This is a genomic window from Brevibacterium senegalense (genome assembly GCF_000285835.1).
In the GTDB taxonomy this organism is placed as follows: Bacteria; Actinomycetota; Actinomycetes; order Actinomycetales; family Brevibacteriaceae; genus Brevibacterium; species Brevibacterium senegalense.
Genome location: NZ_HE978608.1, coordinates 28,640 through 43,284, shown reverse-complemented (window position 1 = coordinate 43,284; position 14,645 = coordinate 28,640). Strand labels below are relative to the sequence as shown.

Genomic DNA, 14,645 nt, shown 5'->3' with positions numbered 1-14,645 from the left:
CCCAGCATTCAGGAGTCGACGATGACCATCACAGACAAGACCGCCGCTGCCGCGGCGGAGGACACGACCGCCGAGGCCGCGGCCGGCCGGCCGGCCGCGGCCGCCTCCCAGCCCATCACGGACGCCCTGATCGAGCGCGGGCGGATCGCGCACGAGCTGGACCGCAAGCACGTGTTCCACTCGTGGCAGGCGCAGGGCCCGTTCAAACCCATGACCGTGCTCAAGGCGGAGGGCTCGCGCGTGTGGGACGGCGAGGGCCGGGAGATGCTCGATCTCTCCAGCCAGCTGGTCAACACGAACATCGGCCACCAGCACCCCAAGGTCGTGCAGGCGATCCAGGCGCAGGCGGCGGAGATCTGCACGATCGCACCGCAGCACGTGAACGACGCCCGATCCGAGGCCGCCCGCCTCATCGCGGAGCTGGCGCCGGAGGGCATGGAGCACGTGTTCTTCACGAACGGCGGTGCGGACGCGAACGAGCACGCGATCCGCATGGCGCGCCTGCACACGGGCCGGAAGAAGGTGCTGTCCGCGTATCGCAGCTATCACGGCGGCACGAACCTGGCCGTGAATGTGACGGGCGACCCCCGCCGGTTCCCCAACGACAACCCGGGCGACGGCGTCGTGCACTTCATGCCGGCGTACACGTACCGGTCGCACTTCGGCTCGACCTCCGAGGCTGAGGAGTCGGAGCGCGCGCTGCAGCACCTGAAGGACATGGTCCTGCTGGAGGGCGCGCAGAACATCGCGGCGGTCATCCTCGAGACCGTACCGGGCACCGCAGGCATCTACGCACCGCCGGCCGGCTACCTCGAGGGTGTGCGCGAGCTGACCCGCGAGCACGGCATCATGCTCATCACGGATGAGGTCATGGCCGGGTTCGGTCGCACCGGCGAGTGGTTCGCGTTCGATCACTGGAACCTCACGCCGGACCTCATCACGTTCGCGAAGGGCGTGAACTCGGGCTACGTGCCGCTGGGCGGCGTCATCATCTCCGATCACGTCTACCAGTCGTTCGTCGACCGCCAGTTCCCCGGCGGCCTCACGTATTCCGGCCACCCGCTGGCGTGCGCTGCGGCGGTCGCGACGATCAACGCGATGCGCGATGAGGGCATGGTCGAGAACGCGAAGCGCCTGGGCGAGGAGGTCATCGGACCGCGCCTGCAGGAGCTCATGGAGAAGCACCCGTCCGTGGGCGACGTCCGCGGCCTGGGCTGCTTCTGGGCGATCGAGCTCGTGGTCAACCGCGAGACGAAGGAGCCCCTGGCACCCTACGGCGGAAGCTCGGAGGCGATGGGGCGCGTGCTGAAGGAGATCAACGCGGGCGGCGTGCTGCCGTTCGCCAACTTCAACCGCATCCACGTCGTCCCGCCGCTCAACATCGCGGACGCGGACGTGCTGGCCGGCATCGACGTCATCGACCGCGCCCTGTCCATCGCGGACGAGTACGTGCAGTGAGTTGCTGAGCGACTGAGATCGCGGGGGACGGGTTCCCTGCTCGAAGGACGGGTGCATGCACCCGTCCTTCGAGCTATCTGCCCGTCCGTCGCGGATCAGACCGGACCGACCGCCCCCGCCTCACCCCTCGAAGTAGCCCAGGTTCTCCTCGACGAGCGCCCGGGCCTCGTCAGCCCGCCCCTCACCCACGAGCTCGACCAGATCGACCAGCTGCGCGGCGCTCTCGGCATCCGCGGGGCTGCCCGGGGCCTCGGCGGCATCCACCGTGCGGGACTGATCGCGCAGATGCAGGCCGATCGCGGCAGCCCGCGCGCCCAACCCGTGCTCCAGGAGCAGTGCATGGAACATGCGGTCGGCGGCGAAGAACGACTTCCGGTCCCCGGCCTCGGCGGCGGTCACCGCAGCGGCAGCGGCACCGCGCAGCACCTCGACCACCTGCGGATCCCGCACCTCGCACAGCGCCACGACCGCCGGACCGGCCAGCAGGCGGCGCAGCGTGAGGATCTCCTCGAGATCCTCAGGCGTGACGGGGGCGAGGCGGTAGCCGCGGTTGGGGACGGCCTCGACGGTGCCATCGGCCACGAGCGACATCATCGCCTCGCGCACGGGGCTCAGCGACATGCCCAGCGTCTTCGCCAGTCCGGCGGCGGAGAAGATCCGGTCCTCTCCCAGGTCACCCACGCTGATGGCCGTGCGGATCTCCTCGAGCGCCTCCTCGCGCAGCGACATGCGCACCTCCCCTCCGTGCCGAACCGGGCCCGCACCCTTGCGCGCCTGTGATGTCGATCACTACAGTACAGGTACTCGGTAATCGATTACCGAGTACCCGGCCCTCAACGGCGAGGGCCGGTCCCCTCATCGCCGGAGGTCGTCATGACACCCAGCACGGATCCGCTCCTCACCCCGTTCTCGATCGGGCCGGTGACGCTGCGCAACCGGATCATCTCCACCTCGCACGAGCCCGCCTACACGGACGACGGCATGCCCGGCGACCGCTACCGCCGCTACCACGTCGAGAAGGCCCGCGGCGGTCTGGGGATGACGATGATCGGCGGCTCCGCGATCGTGTCCCGCGACTCCCCCGCGGCTTTCGGCAACATCGACCTGAGCACGGATGAGGTCGTCCCCTGGCTGCGGAAGCTCACGGACGAGGTGCACGCGCTCGACACCCGGGTCATGATCCAGGTGACCCACCTGGGCGCCAGGTCGTCGAACTTCACCGGCGACTGGCTGCCGCTCGTGAGCTCCAGCCGCTACCGGGAGCCCGCCCACCGGTCCTTCGCGAAGGCGGCGGAGGACTGGGACCTCGACCGCATCATCGCCGACTACGCGAACGCGGCCCGCCGCGTGGCCGACGGTGGCCTCGACGGCCTCGAGCTCCAGCACTGGGGCCACTTCATGGACTCCTTCGTCTCCCCGTGGCTCAACCACCGCGATGACGAGTACGGCGGCTCGCTGGAGAACCGCCTGCGCGCCCCCCTGCGCCTCATCGACGCCGTGCGCGCGGCCGTGCCGGACGACTTCGTCGTGGGCATCCGGATGAGCATGGACCAGCTGCGCGACGACGGGCTCACCAGCGAAGAAGCAATCGCGATCCTGCAGCAGTACGCGGACCACGGGATCCAGTTCGTCTCCATCACCGGCGGTCGCATCGAGTCCGACCGCGCACTCGCGGAGTCCATCCCCGGCATGGGCACCCCGTCCGCCCCGTTCCTGGAGCTGTGCCGCACGGTGCGGGCGGCCGTCGACATCCCCGTCCTGCACGCGACCCGCATCGCGGACATCCCCACCGCCCGGTACGCGGTGGCGGACGGCTGCGTCGACCTCATCGGCATGACCCGCGCGCAGATCGCGGACCCCCACCTCGTCGCGAAGATGGCTGCCGGCCAGGAGGACGACATCCGCCCGTGCGTGGGTGCGAACGCCTGCCTCGACGCGATCTACGTGTCCGGCTCCGCCCACTGCATCCACAACCCCGCGACCGGCCGCGAGCAGACGCTGCCACAGTCAGTCCGCTCGCTGGGGCCGTCGCCGAGGCCGCGGCGGGTCGTCGTCGTGGGCGCCGGTCCCGCTGGGCTCGAGGCCGCCCGCGTCACCGCGGTCCGCGGACACGACGTCACCCTGCTCGAGGCCTCGGATACCCATGGCGGGCAGCTGGCGATCGCGGCGCGGTCGGAGCGGCGGCGGGACCTCATCGGGATCGTCGACTGGCGGCTGCAGCAGGTGCGCAAGCACGGTGTCGACGTGCGGTTCGGCGTCTACGCGGACGAGGAGACGGTGCAGTCGCTGGCACCGGAGGTCGTCATCATCGCGACCGGCGGTGTTCCGGACACGGAGGTGTGCACAGGCAGCGAGCACGTGCTGGATGTCTGGGACGTCATGACGTCCCCGGTGGCCGCGGGACAGCTCGTCCTCGTGTTCGACGATCACGGCTCGTATCCCGCGCTCGATGCCGTCGAGCGCCTGGCGCGCGGCGGGGCGGAGGTCATCTACTCCACGCCGGAGCGCACCATCGCCGTCGATGTGGGGTCGATGAACTCGCCCGCCTACCTACGGCTCATGGCCGAGCACGGCGTGCAGACACGCCTGACAGAACGGCTCATCGCGGTCGAGGAGATCGAGGCCGGCCTCCGGGCGACGCTGCGCAGCGAGTACGCGGACACGGACGCGGTCCTGGACGTCGACGCGATCGTCGTCGACCACGGGACGATCCCCAACGAAGAGCTGTACTGGGGACTGCGCGAGGGCTCCCGCAACCGGGGTGCGATCGACCACGACGCGTTCGTCGACCCGCTGGGAGCGCTGCGTCTGCGGGAGTCAGCGGGAGACGACGGTGCGACCGGCCCGGACGACGACAGTTATGCGCTGTTCCGCATTGGAGATGCCACCACCAGCAGGAACGTCCACGCCTCGATCCTCGATGCACTGCGGCTGGGACTGCTGGTCTGACGCGGCCGTCTACGTCCCAGGCACCACGATGTCGTTGACCTGTCCCGGTGCGCAGGCGATCTCCCAGCGGTACCCGTCCGGGTCGCCGAAGAATCCGCTGTACCCGCCCCACTCGCGGTCGACGGCCACCCATGCGGGCGGCGGCGGGCCGCCGTCCTCGGGACCTTCGGTTACGGCGACGGGATCCGCACCGGCGCCCCGAGCCGTCCGCAGCACCTCGTCGACCTGGGCCTTCGAGCCCACGTTGTGGGCGAGGGTGAGCGGCGCGACGCCGGGGCCACGATTGATCGGCCCCACCTCCTCCTCGAACTCCGTCTCGCTCCACAGGGAGAAGAGCAAGTACTCGCCGACGCGGATCATGAGGACGCCCGGCTCCTCACCCCTCCAGCAGCCCCCGGATGTCGTCCGCGGTGAGCGCCTGCGCGAACCCGTTCTGACCGTCGCCCCACAGCGCATCGGTCAGTGCGGTCTTGCGGCGCTGGAGATCCAGCACCTTCTCCTCGATCGTGCCGGCCGCGACCATCCGGTAGACGAGTACGGACGCCTCCTGCCCGATCCGGTGCACCCGGTCGATCGCCTGCGACTCTGCGGCCGGATTCCACCACGGGTCCATGAGGAACACGTAGTCCGCTTCCGTGAGCGTGAGGCCCAAACCGCCCGCCTTGAGACTCAGCAGGAACACACCCGCCCCGCCCGAGCGGAACCGCTCGACGACCTCCTCCCGCCGCCGTGTCGCCCCGTCGAGTCGCACATGCTCGACCCCGCGCACGGTGAGCGCCTCGCCCACCCGGTCGAGGAAGGACGTGAACTGGCTGAACACGAGGACACGGTGGTTCTCCCCCAGCACGCGCTCCAGGTCCTCGAGCAGCGCGTGCAGCTTCGACGACGTGATACCCGCGTGCTGCTGACCGTCGACGATCGCGGGATCCAGCGCGAGCATCCGCAGCAGCGTGAGCGACCGGAACACGATGAACCGGCCACGATCCATGCCGGGCTCCCGCAGGTCGTCCAGCAGCCCCAGCACCTTCTTCCGCTCCCGCTGCAGCACCGCGTCGTACACGCGCCGGTGCTCCGGCAGCAGCTGCACCATCCGCACCTGCTCCTGCTTGGGCGGCAGCTCGCGCACCACCTGCTCCTTCGTCCGCCGCAGGACGAACGGCCGGATCCGTCGCTGCAGCAGCGCCATCCGGTGGGGTGCGTCCCCGCGGGTGAGCGGCTTCGTGAAGTGCTCCCGGAACGACACGGGCGACGGGAACAGCCCGGGTGCGGTGAGCGACAGCAGAGCCCACAGGTCATCCAGCGAATTCTCCACCGGCGTGCCCGTGATCGCCAGGCGGAACGGCGCCCGGATTCGACCCAGTGCATCGTGGACCTGAGTCGTCCGGTTCTTCGCGAACTGCGCCTCATCGACGATGAGGCCGTCCCAGCCCAGGCCCGCGTAGTCGTCCGCGTCAAGCCGCAGCAGCGCGTACGAGGTCACGACGATGTCCGCGCCCGCGACCTCATCGGACAGCTCCGTCCGCCGCCGCGCGCGGGTCGCGTCGATGACCCGCACGTCCAGTCCCGCCGCGAACCGGGCGGCCTCCGACCGCCACACCCCCACGACCGAGGCCGGAGCGACGACGAGGAACGGCGGTCTCCCCGCCGGGCCGGCGCCCTCCGCGGCGTCCTGCGCCGCCTCATGTGCAACCTCCCGAGCCTTCTCCCGCGCCCGCACGATGAGCGCGAGCGTCTGCACGGTCTTCCCCAGACCCATGTCATCCGCGAGGATCCCGCCCAGCCCGTGATCGTGGAGGAGGCTCAGCCACGCGAACCCCTCCAGCTGGTAGTCCCGCAGCTCCGCGGTGAGTCCCGCGGGCACCTCCGGCTGCGGCAGCTCCGTCAGTCCCCGCAGCGCCGCCACGGTCTGCCGCCAGGCCACGGCCTCGCTCGAATGATCCGCGGCATCGACGAAGTCCTCCCAGAGACTCACCTGCACCCGCGAGATCTTCGGCGCCCGCGGATCCCACTCCCCCACCGCCTGCGCCCGATCCAGCAGCTCCTTGAGCCGGTCGAACGCGGGATGGTCCAGCGACAGCAGCGACTTGTCCGTCAGCAGAAGCGTCTTCTGCCCCCGCGCCAGTGCCCGGAACAGGGTGGCGAACGGGACCGTCCGCCCGGCGACCGTCACCTGGAACGCCAGGTCGAACCAGTCGTACGTCTCCGATTCCTCACTGGTCACCGTCACGGTGGGCGGCTCCGTCAGCTCGCGGTAGTCAGGGCGTGCTCCGCTCACCTCGACGTGCAGGCAGTCGAGCGCCTCCAGCCGGGGCAGCACGCGGATCGCGAACTCCGCGGTGGGGACACCGCTGAGGTCCTCCCGCTCGACGGTCCCGGCCCCGGGCCAGAGGGGCGCGACACGGCTGCGGACGGCGGCCTCGGCGGCGGTGTCGCGCAGCGCGTCCTCCGTCCCCGCGCCCAGCGGCAGGATCGGCAGATCCCGGCGCGGGCCCGTGTACCGCCACGACCAGTGGAGCTCCGCGGTGTCGTCCTCGCCGAAGACGACGAGCAGCGACAGGCGCGGGGGCCGGCGCTCCGGCAGATCGACCGTTTCGTCCTCGCTGGTGACGGGTGCGACGCGGCGGAGGACGGGGTAGAACTCCTCCGTGAACTCCGTCGTGTCCTGCGCGTCGATGACGAGCGGCGCGCTGCGGCGCATCACCTCGACCTCGTCCGCACGGACGGGCTGCTCCAGCGGTGCGAGCGTCAGCTGCAGCGCCGCACCCGGCGTCCCCAGATCCCCGTTCAGAGCGGCGAATCCGTGCGTGCCCACGAGGCTGAAGGCGTCCGCCTCCTGCCCGTCGATCCGCACCTGCGGCTGGACGTGGACACGGCCGTGGGAGTCGCGGTGCAAGTCGAAGCGCTTGGTGGCCCGCTCCCCCAGCTGCACGCCGGTCAGCAGGCCCTCGCCCACGAGCGGCACCCCGGCCCGGGCGAGCCGGTCCAGTAGCGTCCACAGGAGCGGGCTGGGGTAGCGGTCCAGGCGCAGGACGCCGGCATCGCCCGGGTTGAGGTTCTGCTCGTCGCGGGAGAGGCGGTGCACCTGATCCAGCAGCGCGCGCACGGGCTCGTCCGGGCCGCGACCGCGCTGGGCGAAGGACCGCCACGTGAGGCCGCCGCGGCGGTAGGTGCCGGGCCGGGCGCCGGCCTCGACGGGGCGCACGCCCACGAACCAGGCATCACCCGCCTCCAGCCGGTCCCGCTCCAGCGGAGTGAGGGTCTGGGAGTAGAACCAGCCGCGCTCCTCATCCGCGAACAGGGCGCAGGACAGCGCGTACCGGGTGGCCGGCTGCTGCCGGGCGGCGGCGCGGACGACCGGCTCCAGCAGGCGCTTCCACTCCGGGTCGCGGTCGTGGGTCACGCGAGGCCCGTCACGCACTCAGCCGTCATGCGCTCAGCCGCTGAAGGAGGCGCTGGAGTGCCGCCCCCACCGCCGTGGGCGCCTCGAGCTGCGGAGTGTGCCCCACGGATTCGTCGACGACGACGTGGGCGCGCGGGAACACGTCCCGCCACGCGGCGGCATCGTCCGGCGAGCGCTTGGGGTCCAGTCCGCCGTGGAACACCTCGACCGGCAGGTCCGGGAGGGTGCCGTGATCGCGCAGGTCCGTCGCCGCCTGATCCGTCAGCACCTCCGCGGCCGGTGCACCGCCCACGCTGCGCGCGTACTCGACCATCTGGTCGATCCACTCCTGCGGGCTGCCGTCCGGCACGTTGCGGCGGGCGTGGCGGAGGAGGACCTCGTCCGGGACGGGCTCCGCGAGCTCCGACAGCATCGAGTCGATCGAGGTGTGGCCGCGCATGTCCGGGCCCGAGTCCAGCAGCACCAGCCCGCGCACCTGCTGCGGGAACGCGAACGCTGCCGTCGCGGCGATGGCCGCGCCCGTCGAGTGCCCCACGAGGACGCACCGCTCCTGGCCCGCCGCGTTGACGGCGGAGCGCGCGGCCGCGGCCAGAGTGCACGGTCGCTCCTGCTCCATCCACGCGACGGACACCGCCTCGTGGCGCGAGGGCACCGGGACCTCCGCGAACGAGGCCGGGCTCAGGTGCGTCCCGGGCAGGAAGACGACGGCGAGGTCCTCCGTGCTCATCGTTCGATCAGGATCCCGTCGTCATCCGCCCACAGCATGCGACCCGGGGTGAACGTGACACCGCCGAACGAGACGGGCACATCCTGCTCCCCCGCCCCGTCCTTCGCGGACTTGCGCGGGTTCGAGCCCAGCGCCTTGACCCCCAGGTCCAGAGTGCGCAGGGCCGCCCGGTCCCGGACCGCGCCGTGGATGATGACGCCGGCCCAGCCGTTGTCGACCGCCGAGGCCGCGATGAGGTCGCCCATGAGGGCCGATTCCAGCGACCCCCGTCCGTCGATGACGAGCACCGCGCCGTCGCCCGGCGTCGCCAGGAGCGCCTTGACGAGCGCGTTGTCGCGCAGACAGCGGATGGTGCGGATGGGTCCGGAGAACGCGGTCCTCCCACCCAGGTCCTGGAACTGGAGGGCGCACGAGTCCAGCTCGTCACCCCGCTCGTCGTAGAGGTCCGCGGTCGCGATCGACGGACGATCGCCGGTGCCTGTGTCCATGTGAGCCTCCATGTCAGCAGGGTACCGACCATTACGGACTCGGTGTGAGGCCGGTCATGGAAGACTGCGGGGACGCACGACACAGATCCGCGTCCTCCCACTGGTGAGGACCCCACGCTCCGCGCGACGCTGCCGGCGGGGACGGAGGCGCCCACGCTGGACATCGCCACGCACTTCCTCGCTCCTGCGGGGGCCGGGGGATTCACCGGACACGGACGCCTGCGCCGCAAGGGCCGCGGCATCGCGTTCCTGGACGCGGATCTGCTGAACGAGTCAGTGTCGAGGTCGCGACGGCGACCGCGACGTTCAGTATCTGCTCCTCCGCCCCGAAGCCCGACTGACGGAACCGACACGGCGCACTAGGCTGGGAGTGCGGTGCGCGTCCCCTCATCTGCGCGCACGCCCTGCGTCAGGAGGCGATCGTGAGCAACGTCGAGACGAAGCCGGCGGAGGTCCTCTGCCACAGCGAGGGCCTGCCGGGTCCGGACGCCGCGTGCGCGGACCGCGCGCCGGTCGAACTCATCTCCGCGCGGGACGTCCCGCTGGGCGGGCCCCGCGCGATGCTGGTCCGCCGCACGCTGCCGCAGCGCCAGCGCTCCCTCATCGGCGCCTGGTGCTTCGTCGACCACTACGGCCCCTCCGATGTGTCGGAGACCGGCGGCATGGACGTCGCTCCGCACCCGCACACGGGACTGCAGACCGTCAGCTGGCTGTTCGAGGGCGCGATCGCCCACATCGACTCCGGCGGCGGCGTGGGCACGGTCCTGCCGGGCGAGATCAACCTCATGACGGCGGGCACCGGCATCTGCCACTCCGAAGTGTCCCTGCCGGACACGGAAGTGCTCCACGGCGTCCAGCTGCGGCTGGCCCTGCCGGATGCGGTCCGCAACGAGCTCACCCGCGAGTTCGAGCACTTCGAGCCTCAGCCGGTCGCCCTGGACGGCGGCAGCGCCCTCGTCTTCATCGGCAGCCTGCTGGGCGAGGAGTCGCCCGTGCGCGTGCACTCACCGCTCGTGGGCGCCGAGCTGCGATTGGACCCCGGCGCGCTCCTGGACCTGCCCGTCGACGCCGCGTTCGAGCACGGCCTGCTCGTCGACTCCGGGGACGTCACCCTCGAGGGCGTCTCCGTCCCGCAGGCGACCCTGGGCTACACGGGCATCGGCAGCGAGCTCCTGCGCATCCACAACCGCGGTGAGACGCCCGCTCGCCTCATCCTCATCGGCGGCGAGCCGTTCGGCGAGGAGATCGTCATGTGGTGGAACTTCATCGGCCGCGACTCGGACGAGATCGCCCGCTTCCGCGAGGAGTGGCAGGCCGAGGGCGACCGCTTCGGCCGCGTCGAGGGCTACGTGGGCCACGGCGGCCCCGGTCGGAACCGGGACGGCATGGGCCGGCTCCCGGCCCCCGCCCTGCCGCACGTCCGCATGCGCGCCCGGAAGAACCCTCCGCCGGTCGTCCGGACGGACGACTGACCGACCACCCGACTGACCGACGACTGAGGAGCACACCATGACCGACCAGCAGCTGACCGACAAGACCGGCGTCGTCGTGACCGTCGAGCACGACGATGCCCGCGGCGCGTACGCTCTCGCCTTCGAGAACGGGGAGGTGGCCGGTCGGACCTTCCACATCCCCACCGCGGACGACGAATGGATCTTCTTCCACACGGAGGTCGACGACGAGTATTCGGGCCGCGGCCTGGGTGGAATCCTCGTGGGCCAGGCGATGACGGACGTCGCCCGGCTGGGGAGGACCGTCGTCCCGCTGTGCCCGTTCGTCAAGGGCTGGCTGGAGAAGAACGGGGACGACTTCGCTGCCGCCGGCGGCAGTGTCCGCGCCCCGCGACCCGGTGACCTCGACACGGTGCGCGCCGCGCAGAAGGGGGCCTGAGGCATGCGCAGACCCTTCATCGATCGGGAGCTCCCGGACGTCTACATGGCGATGACGAAGGCGTCCGCGGCCTCGCGGAAGGCGTCCCACGAGGCCGGCCTGGACGACGACCTCCTCGAGCTCATCAACGTCCGCGTCTCGCAGATCAACCGGTGCCTCACCTGCCTGAGCATCCACGTGCCCCGCGCGCGCCAGGCCGGGGTCCCGCAACGGCAGCTGGACCTCCTGCCGGCGTGGCGCGAGGCCGGAGCCAAGGAGTTCCCCGATCAGCAGCGCGCCGCGCTGGACCTGGCGGAGGCCCTCACGGTGCTGGACGAGACTGCGGACCTGGACGGCCTCGCGAAGGCGGCTTCCGCGCACCTCACCCGGGCGCAGATCGCCGCCGTCCAGTGGACGACGACACTCATCAACGCCTTCAACCGGATCTCGATCGCCAGCGGCCACCCCGCCCTCACCGTCAAGGAGTGACCGCGGCGGACGGCCCGGGGTTCAGTTCCCCGGGCCGTCAGGGGTGCCCGTCAGCAGCGTCACGCACCGGGCCTGTGGTCGAGTGCTCCGGAGTTCTCCCAGAGGTCCTTCGCCCACGCGGACCAGTCGTCGTCCGCGGAGTACCACTCGGGCAGCTCCTCCATGTCCCCGCCGTCTTCGAAGCCCAGGTCGGCGACGCGCTTCGTCCACTTCTCCGTGAGCTCGTCGACCTTCTCGATGCTGCCCTCCGGCAGATTCCCCGCCTCGATCTCCGCCGTGATCTGGCCATCGAGGATCTCCGCCATCTTCTCCTGGAACTCCTCATCGAACTCTTCGATCGTTCCGTCGACGCTGGCGATGTCCTCGACGTGCTGGGCGTTCGAGTCGACGTAGCTCTGCGCAGAGCCGGAGGTCATCGTCGCCGCGGCGTCGAAGAGGATCTGCTGGTACGCCAACGGCATCTGGTCGTACGTCGGCCCGATCACGTAGGTGCCGGAGAAGCGCGGCCAGTTCGACTCCGTCGAGTACGCCAGGTGGGATGCCGCCTGATAGACGCCGCTGATCTCCTTCGCACTCATGGGCGAGAGGTCGCAGTCGATCGTATTGCGCTGGAGCGCCTCGTAGGCCTCGGTGAACTCCATGCTCACGGGCACGGCGCCGAACTCCGAGAGCGCTTCGTTCTGGCCGGCGCTGCCGGCACGGACCTGCTTGCCCTCGAGCTCCTGGGCCGTGTTGATCTCCGAGTTGCAGTTGAGCGAGTACACGCCGTTGCCCAGGATGGGGGTGAGCGGCGTGACGCCCTCCTCCTTGTACCGGTCGAGGAGCGCCTGATCGTTCCACCCCATCTCCGCCGCCACGGAGTTCGCGACCATCTCGCCGACCATCGGCGAGTAGGGGACCGAGCCCAGCGCGACGCCGATGGCGCTCGCCTCCGGGAACCGCTGCGGCTGGTAGGACACCAGGTCGTAGGAGATGTCGACGCGACCGTCGGCAGTGGCATCGACCGCCTCGGGGTAGCCGGAGATCGCCATGCCCCAGGTGGGCTCGATCGTGATCTTCCCGTCCGAGCGCTCCTCGACCTCGTTGATGAAGTCCATCGTGCGCCTGCCGGAGATCGAGTCCTCCGTGGGCCCGCCCGCCTGCAGCGTGAGCGTCACGGGTTCGTGGTCTGCGACCGCCGCATCGACCTCGTCCTGCGGAGCATCCCAGGCGAATCCCTCACCACCCGCCTCATTGCCGCTCCCGGCACTGCCTGCGCTGCCCGCGCATCCGGCCAGCAGCGCCAGTGCCGCGCATGCCGACCCGCCGGAGACGAGCCCGCGCGCCAACGAGCTGTTCCTACGGCCGCCACCCGCCCGAATCCTGGTCACATCACCGAGCAGTTTCATGTCCACCTCGACTTCGTCGTCTGGAGAGGAAGACGATCCGATGAGAGCCCGCACGCGGGTGCACAGCTCGTCCGGCACCGCCAGTCCAGCGTCCACGCTGACGCTGAACCTGCCGACACACTACGTCAACGGGACCGCAGATTGTGGCGTGCGACACACCTTTAATCGAACGCTCAATCGACTGCGGTGGGTCGCGCCCGCGCCGCACTGTCTCACGGATTGACACGGATCACAGCGCCTGGTTGTATTGCTCCGTTCGTGAGCGCCACCACATGTGTGTGGCGCTCTTCATATGCGTGATGGAGTATCGATGACCGCTTTCGTCGACTGGCTCAACGGAGTCGTCTGGGCACCGCCCCTCGTGTACCTCTGCCTGGCGGCCGGGGTCTTCTTCACCATCCGCACCCGGGTGGTCCAGATCCGGCAGATCCCCGCGATCGCCAAGCAGATGTTCACCGGCACCAAGTCGGACGACGGCGTCTCCTCGTTCCAGGCGCTCACCATGTCTCTGGCCGGGCGCGTGGGCACCGGCAACATCGCCGGTGTCGCCACCGCGATCGCGTTCGGCGGTCCTGGTGCGGTCCTGTGGATGTGGATCTCCGCGCTCCTGGGCGCGTCGACCAGCTTCGTCGAGTCGACACTGGGCCAGATCTACAAGGAGAAGGACAAGGACACCGGCGAGTACCGCGGCGGTCCGGCCTACTACTTCGAGCGCGCCTACGCGCACACGAAGGCGAAGGGCCTCTTCAAGGTGTACGCCACCGCCTTCGCGGTCGTGACCGTCTTCTCCATGAGCTTCATGCTGCCGGGCGTCCAGGCGAACGGCATGACGAACGCGATGGAGAACGCGTGGAGCCTGCCGCCGTGGGTCGTGGCACTCGCGATCGTCATCGCTCTGGGCTTCATCATCGTGGGCGGCGTCAAGCGCATCGCGACGTTCGCCGGCTACGTCGTGCCCTTCATGGCCGTCCTCTACATCCTGGGCGCGATCATCGTCGCCATCGTCAACATCGACCAGCTGGGCGAGGTCGTCTCCCTCGTCGTCTCCTCCGCCTTCACGACGCAGTCCGCCGTGGGTGCGATGGTGGGCGCGGCCGTCGAGTGGGGCGTCAAGCGCGGCATCTACTCCAACGAGGCCGGTCAGGGCACGGGCCCCCACGCCGCTGCGGCGGCGGAGGTCTCGCACCCCGCCAAGCAGGGGCTCGTCCAGGCGGGCTCGGTCTACATCGACACCATCTTCGTCTGCACCGCGACCGCCTTCATGATCCTGTCGACGGGCATGTACAAGGTGTTCCCCGGTGGTGACGAGACCGCCGCCCCCGTCCACGAGGGCGGTGGGCGACTGTCGGAGAGCGCGGTCGTGGGCCCGGCCTACGCACAGGCCGGCTTCGACACCGTCCTGCCCGGGTTCGGAGCCAGCTTCGTCGCGATCTCCCTGGCGTTCTTCGCGTTCACGACGATCGTCGCGTACTACTACATGGCGGAGACGAACCTCAAGTACCTGCTGCGCGGTGTGAGCGATCGCCGGGTCAGCGCGGTGCTCGTCCGCTTCCTGCAGCTGTTCATCCTCGTCGCGTGCGCCTACGGTGCCGTGACGACCGCGGGCAGCGCGTGGGCGCTGGGCGATATCGGCGTGGGCCTCATGGCGTGGTTCAACATCGTCGGCATCCTCCTCATCCAGCAGCCTGTCTTCAAGGTCCTGCGCGACTACGAGCGCCAGGTGAAGGAAGGCAAGGACCCGGACTTCGACCCGCGGGTCGCGGGCATCCAGGGCGCCGTCTTCTGGGAGCAGCGCGCGGACGGCCGCGTCGCCGACGGCCCGGAGCCGGAACCCGCCGCCGTCCGCGGCTGAGTCCGGCCACATCCGTCGCGGCGCT

At 70.4% G+C, this 14,645-nt stretch carries 12 protein-coding genes; 6 read left to right on the top strand and 6 right to left on the bottom strand.

The window, feature by feature from the left end; translation table 11 throughout:
* The first annotated feature begins 21 nt into the window (after positions 1–21).
* Entirely contained in the window at positions 22–1,458 is a 1,437-nt protein-coding gene (locus HGBR_RS13580) for an aspartate aminotransferase family protein (protein WP_019159893.1), read from the top strand.
* 120 nt (positions 1,459–1,578) lie between these two features.
* Here HGBR_RS13580 and HGBR_RS18085 read toward each other — a convergent pair whose 3' ends face one another.
* Positions 1,579–2,187: a GntR family transcriptional regulator gene (locus HGBR_RS18085; protein ID WP_147522509.1), complete on the bottom strand. Its 609-nt coding sequence runs from the start codon at positions 2,185–2,187 to the stop codon at positions 1,579–1,581.
* A 144-nt stretch (positions 2,188–2,331) separates the two neighbouring features.
* Between HGBR_RS18085 and HGBR_RS13570 the strand changes: the two genes are divergently transcribed.
* Positions 2,332–4,407, top strand: a complete 2,076-nt coding sequence (locus HGBR_RS13570; protein WP_019159891.1) for an oxidoreductase — start codon at positions 2,332–2,334, stop codon at positions 4,405–4,407.
* A gap of 9 nt (positions 4,408–4,416) precedes the next feature.
* Here the strand turns inward: HGBR_RS13570 and HGBR_RS18080 are convergent, their stop codons facing one another.
* The 4 genes from HGBR_RS18080 to rraA are packed head-to-tail and all read right to left on the bottom strand — an operon-like array spanning position 4,417 to position 9,022.
* Positions 4,417–4,767: a VOC family protein gene (locus HGBR_RS18080; RefSeq protein WP_019159890.1), complete on the bottom strand. Its 351-nt coding sequence runs from the start codon at positions 4,765–4,767 to the stop codon at positions 4,417–4,419.
* Between the two features lie 16 nt (positions 4,768–4,783).
* A complete protein-coding gene (locus HGBR_RS18075; RefSeq protein ID WP_161601873.1) occupies positions 4,784–7,825 on the bottom strand; it encodes a DEAD/DEAH box helicase in 3,042 nt (1,013 codons plus the stop codon).
* Positions 7,826–7,832: 7 nt separating this feature from the next.
* Positions 7,833–8,534 carry an alpha/beta fold hydrolase gene (locus tag HGBR_RS13555; RefSeq protein WP_019159888.1) on the bottom strand — a complete coding sequence of 234 codons (702 nt, stop codon included), beginning with the start codon at positions 8,532–8,534 and terminating at the stop codon, positions 7,833–7,835.
* Positions 8,531–9,022, bottom strand: coding sequence for a ribonuclease E activity regulator RraA (gene rraA, locus HGBR_RS13550; RefSeq protein WP_019159887.1), 492 nt, complete (start codon positions 9,020–9,022; stop codon positions 8,531–8,533). The genes HGBR_RS13555 and rraA overlap by 4 nt, the downstream gene beginning before the upstream one ends.
* Positions 9,023–9,444: 422 nt before the next feature.
* Here rraA and HGBR_RS13545 point away from each other — a divergent pair, with 422 nt between their 5' ends.
* The 3 genes from HGBR_RS13545 to HGBR_RS13535 are packed head-to-tail and all read left to right on the top strand — an operon-like array spanning position 9,445 to position 11,380.
* Entirely contained in the window at positions 9,445–10,494 is a 1,050-nt protein-coding gene (locus HGBR_RS13545; protein ID WP_019159886.1) for a pirin family protein, read from the top strand.
* Positions 10,495–10,531: 37 nt separating this feature from the next.
* Positions 10,532–10,912 carry a GNAT family N-acetyltransferase gene (locus HGBR_RS13540; protein ID WP_019159885.1) on the top strand — a complete coding sequence of 127 codons (381 nt, stop codon included), beginning with the start codon at positions 10,532–10,534 and terminating at the stop codon, positions 10,910–10,912.
* Between the two features lie 3 nt (positions 10,913–10,915).
* Positions 10,916–11,380: a carboxymuconolactone decarboxylase family protein gene (locus HGBR_RS13535; protein ID WP_019159884.1), complete on the top strand. Its 465-nt coding sequence runs from the start codon at positions 10,916–10,918 to the stop codon at positions 11,378–11,380.
* A gap of 59 nt (positions 11,381–11,439) precedes the next feature.
* Here HGBR_RS13535 and dctP read toward each other — a convergent pair whose 3' ends face one another.
* Positions 11,440–12,708, bottom strand: coding sequence for a TRAP transporter substrate-binding protein DctP (gene dctP, locus HGBR_RS13530; RefSeq protein WP_019159883.1), 1,269 nt, complete (start codon positions 12,706–12,708; stop codon positions 11,440–11,442).
* Between the two features lie 370 nt (positions 12,709–13,078).
* On the opposite strand from dctP, the gene HGBR_RS13525 reads away from it, so the two are divergent.
* Positions 13,079–14,620 carry an alanine/glycine:cation symporter family protein gene (locus tag HGBR_RS13525; protein ID WP_019159882.1) on the top strand — a complete coding sequence of 514 codons (1,542 nt, stop codon included), beginning with the start codon at positions 13,079–13,081 and terminating at the stop codon, positions 14,618–14,620.
* Positions 14,621–14,645 lie beyond the last annotated feature (25 nt).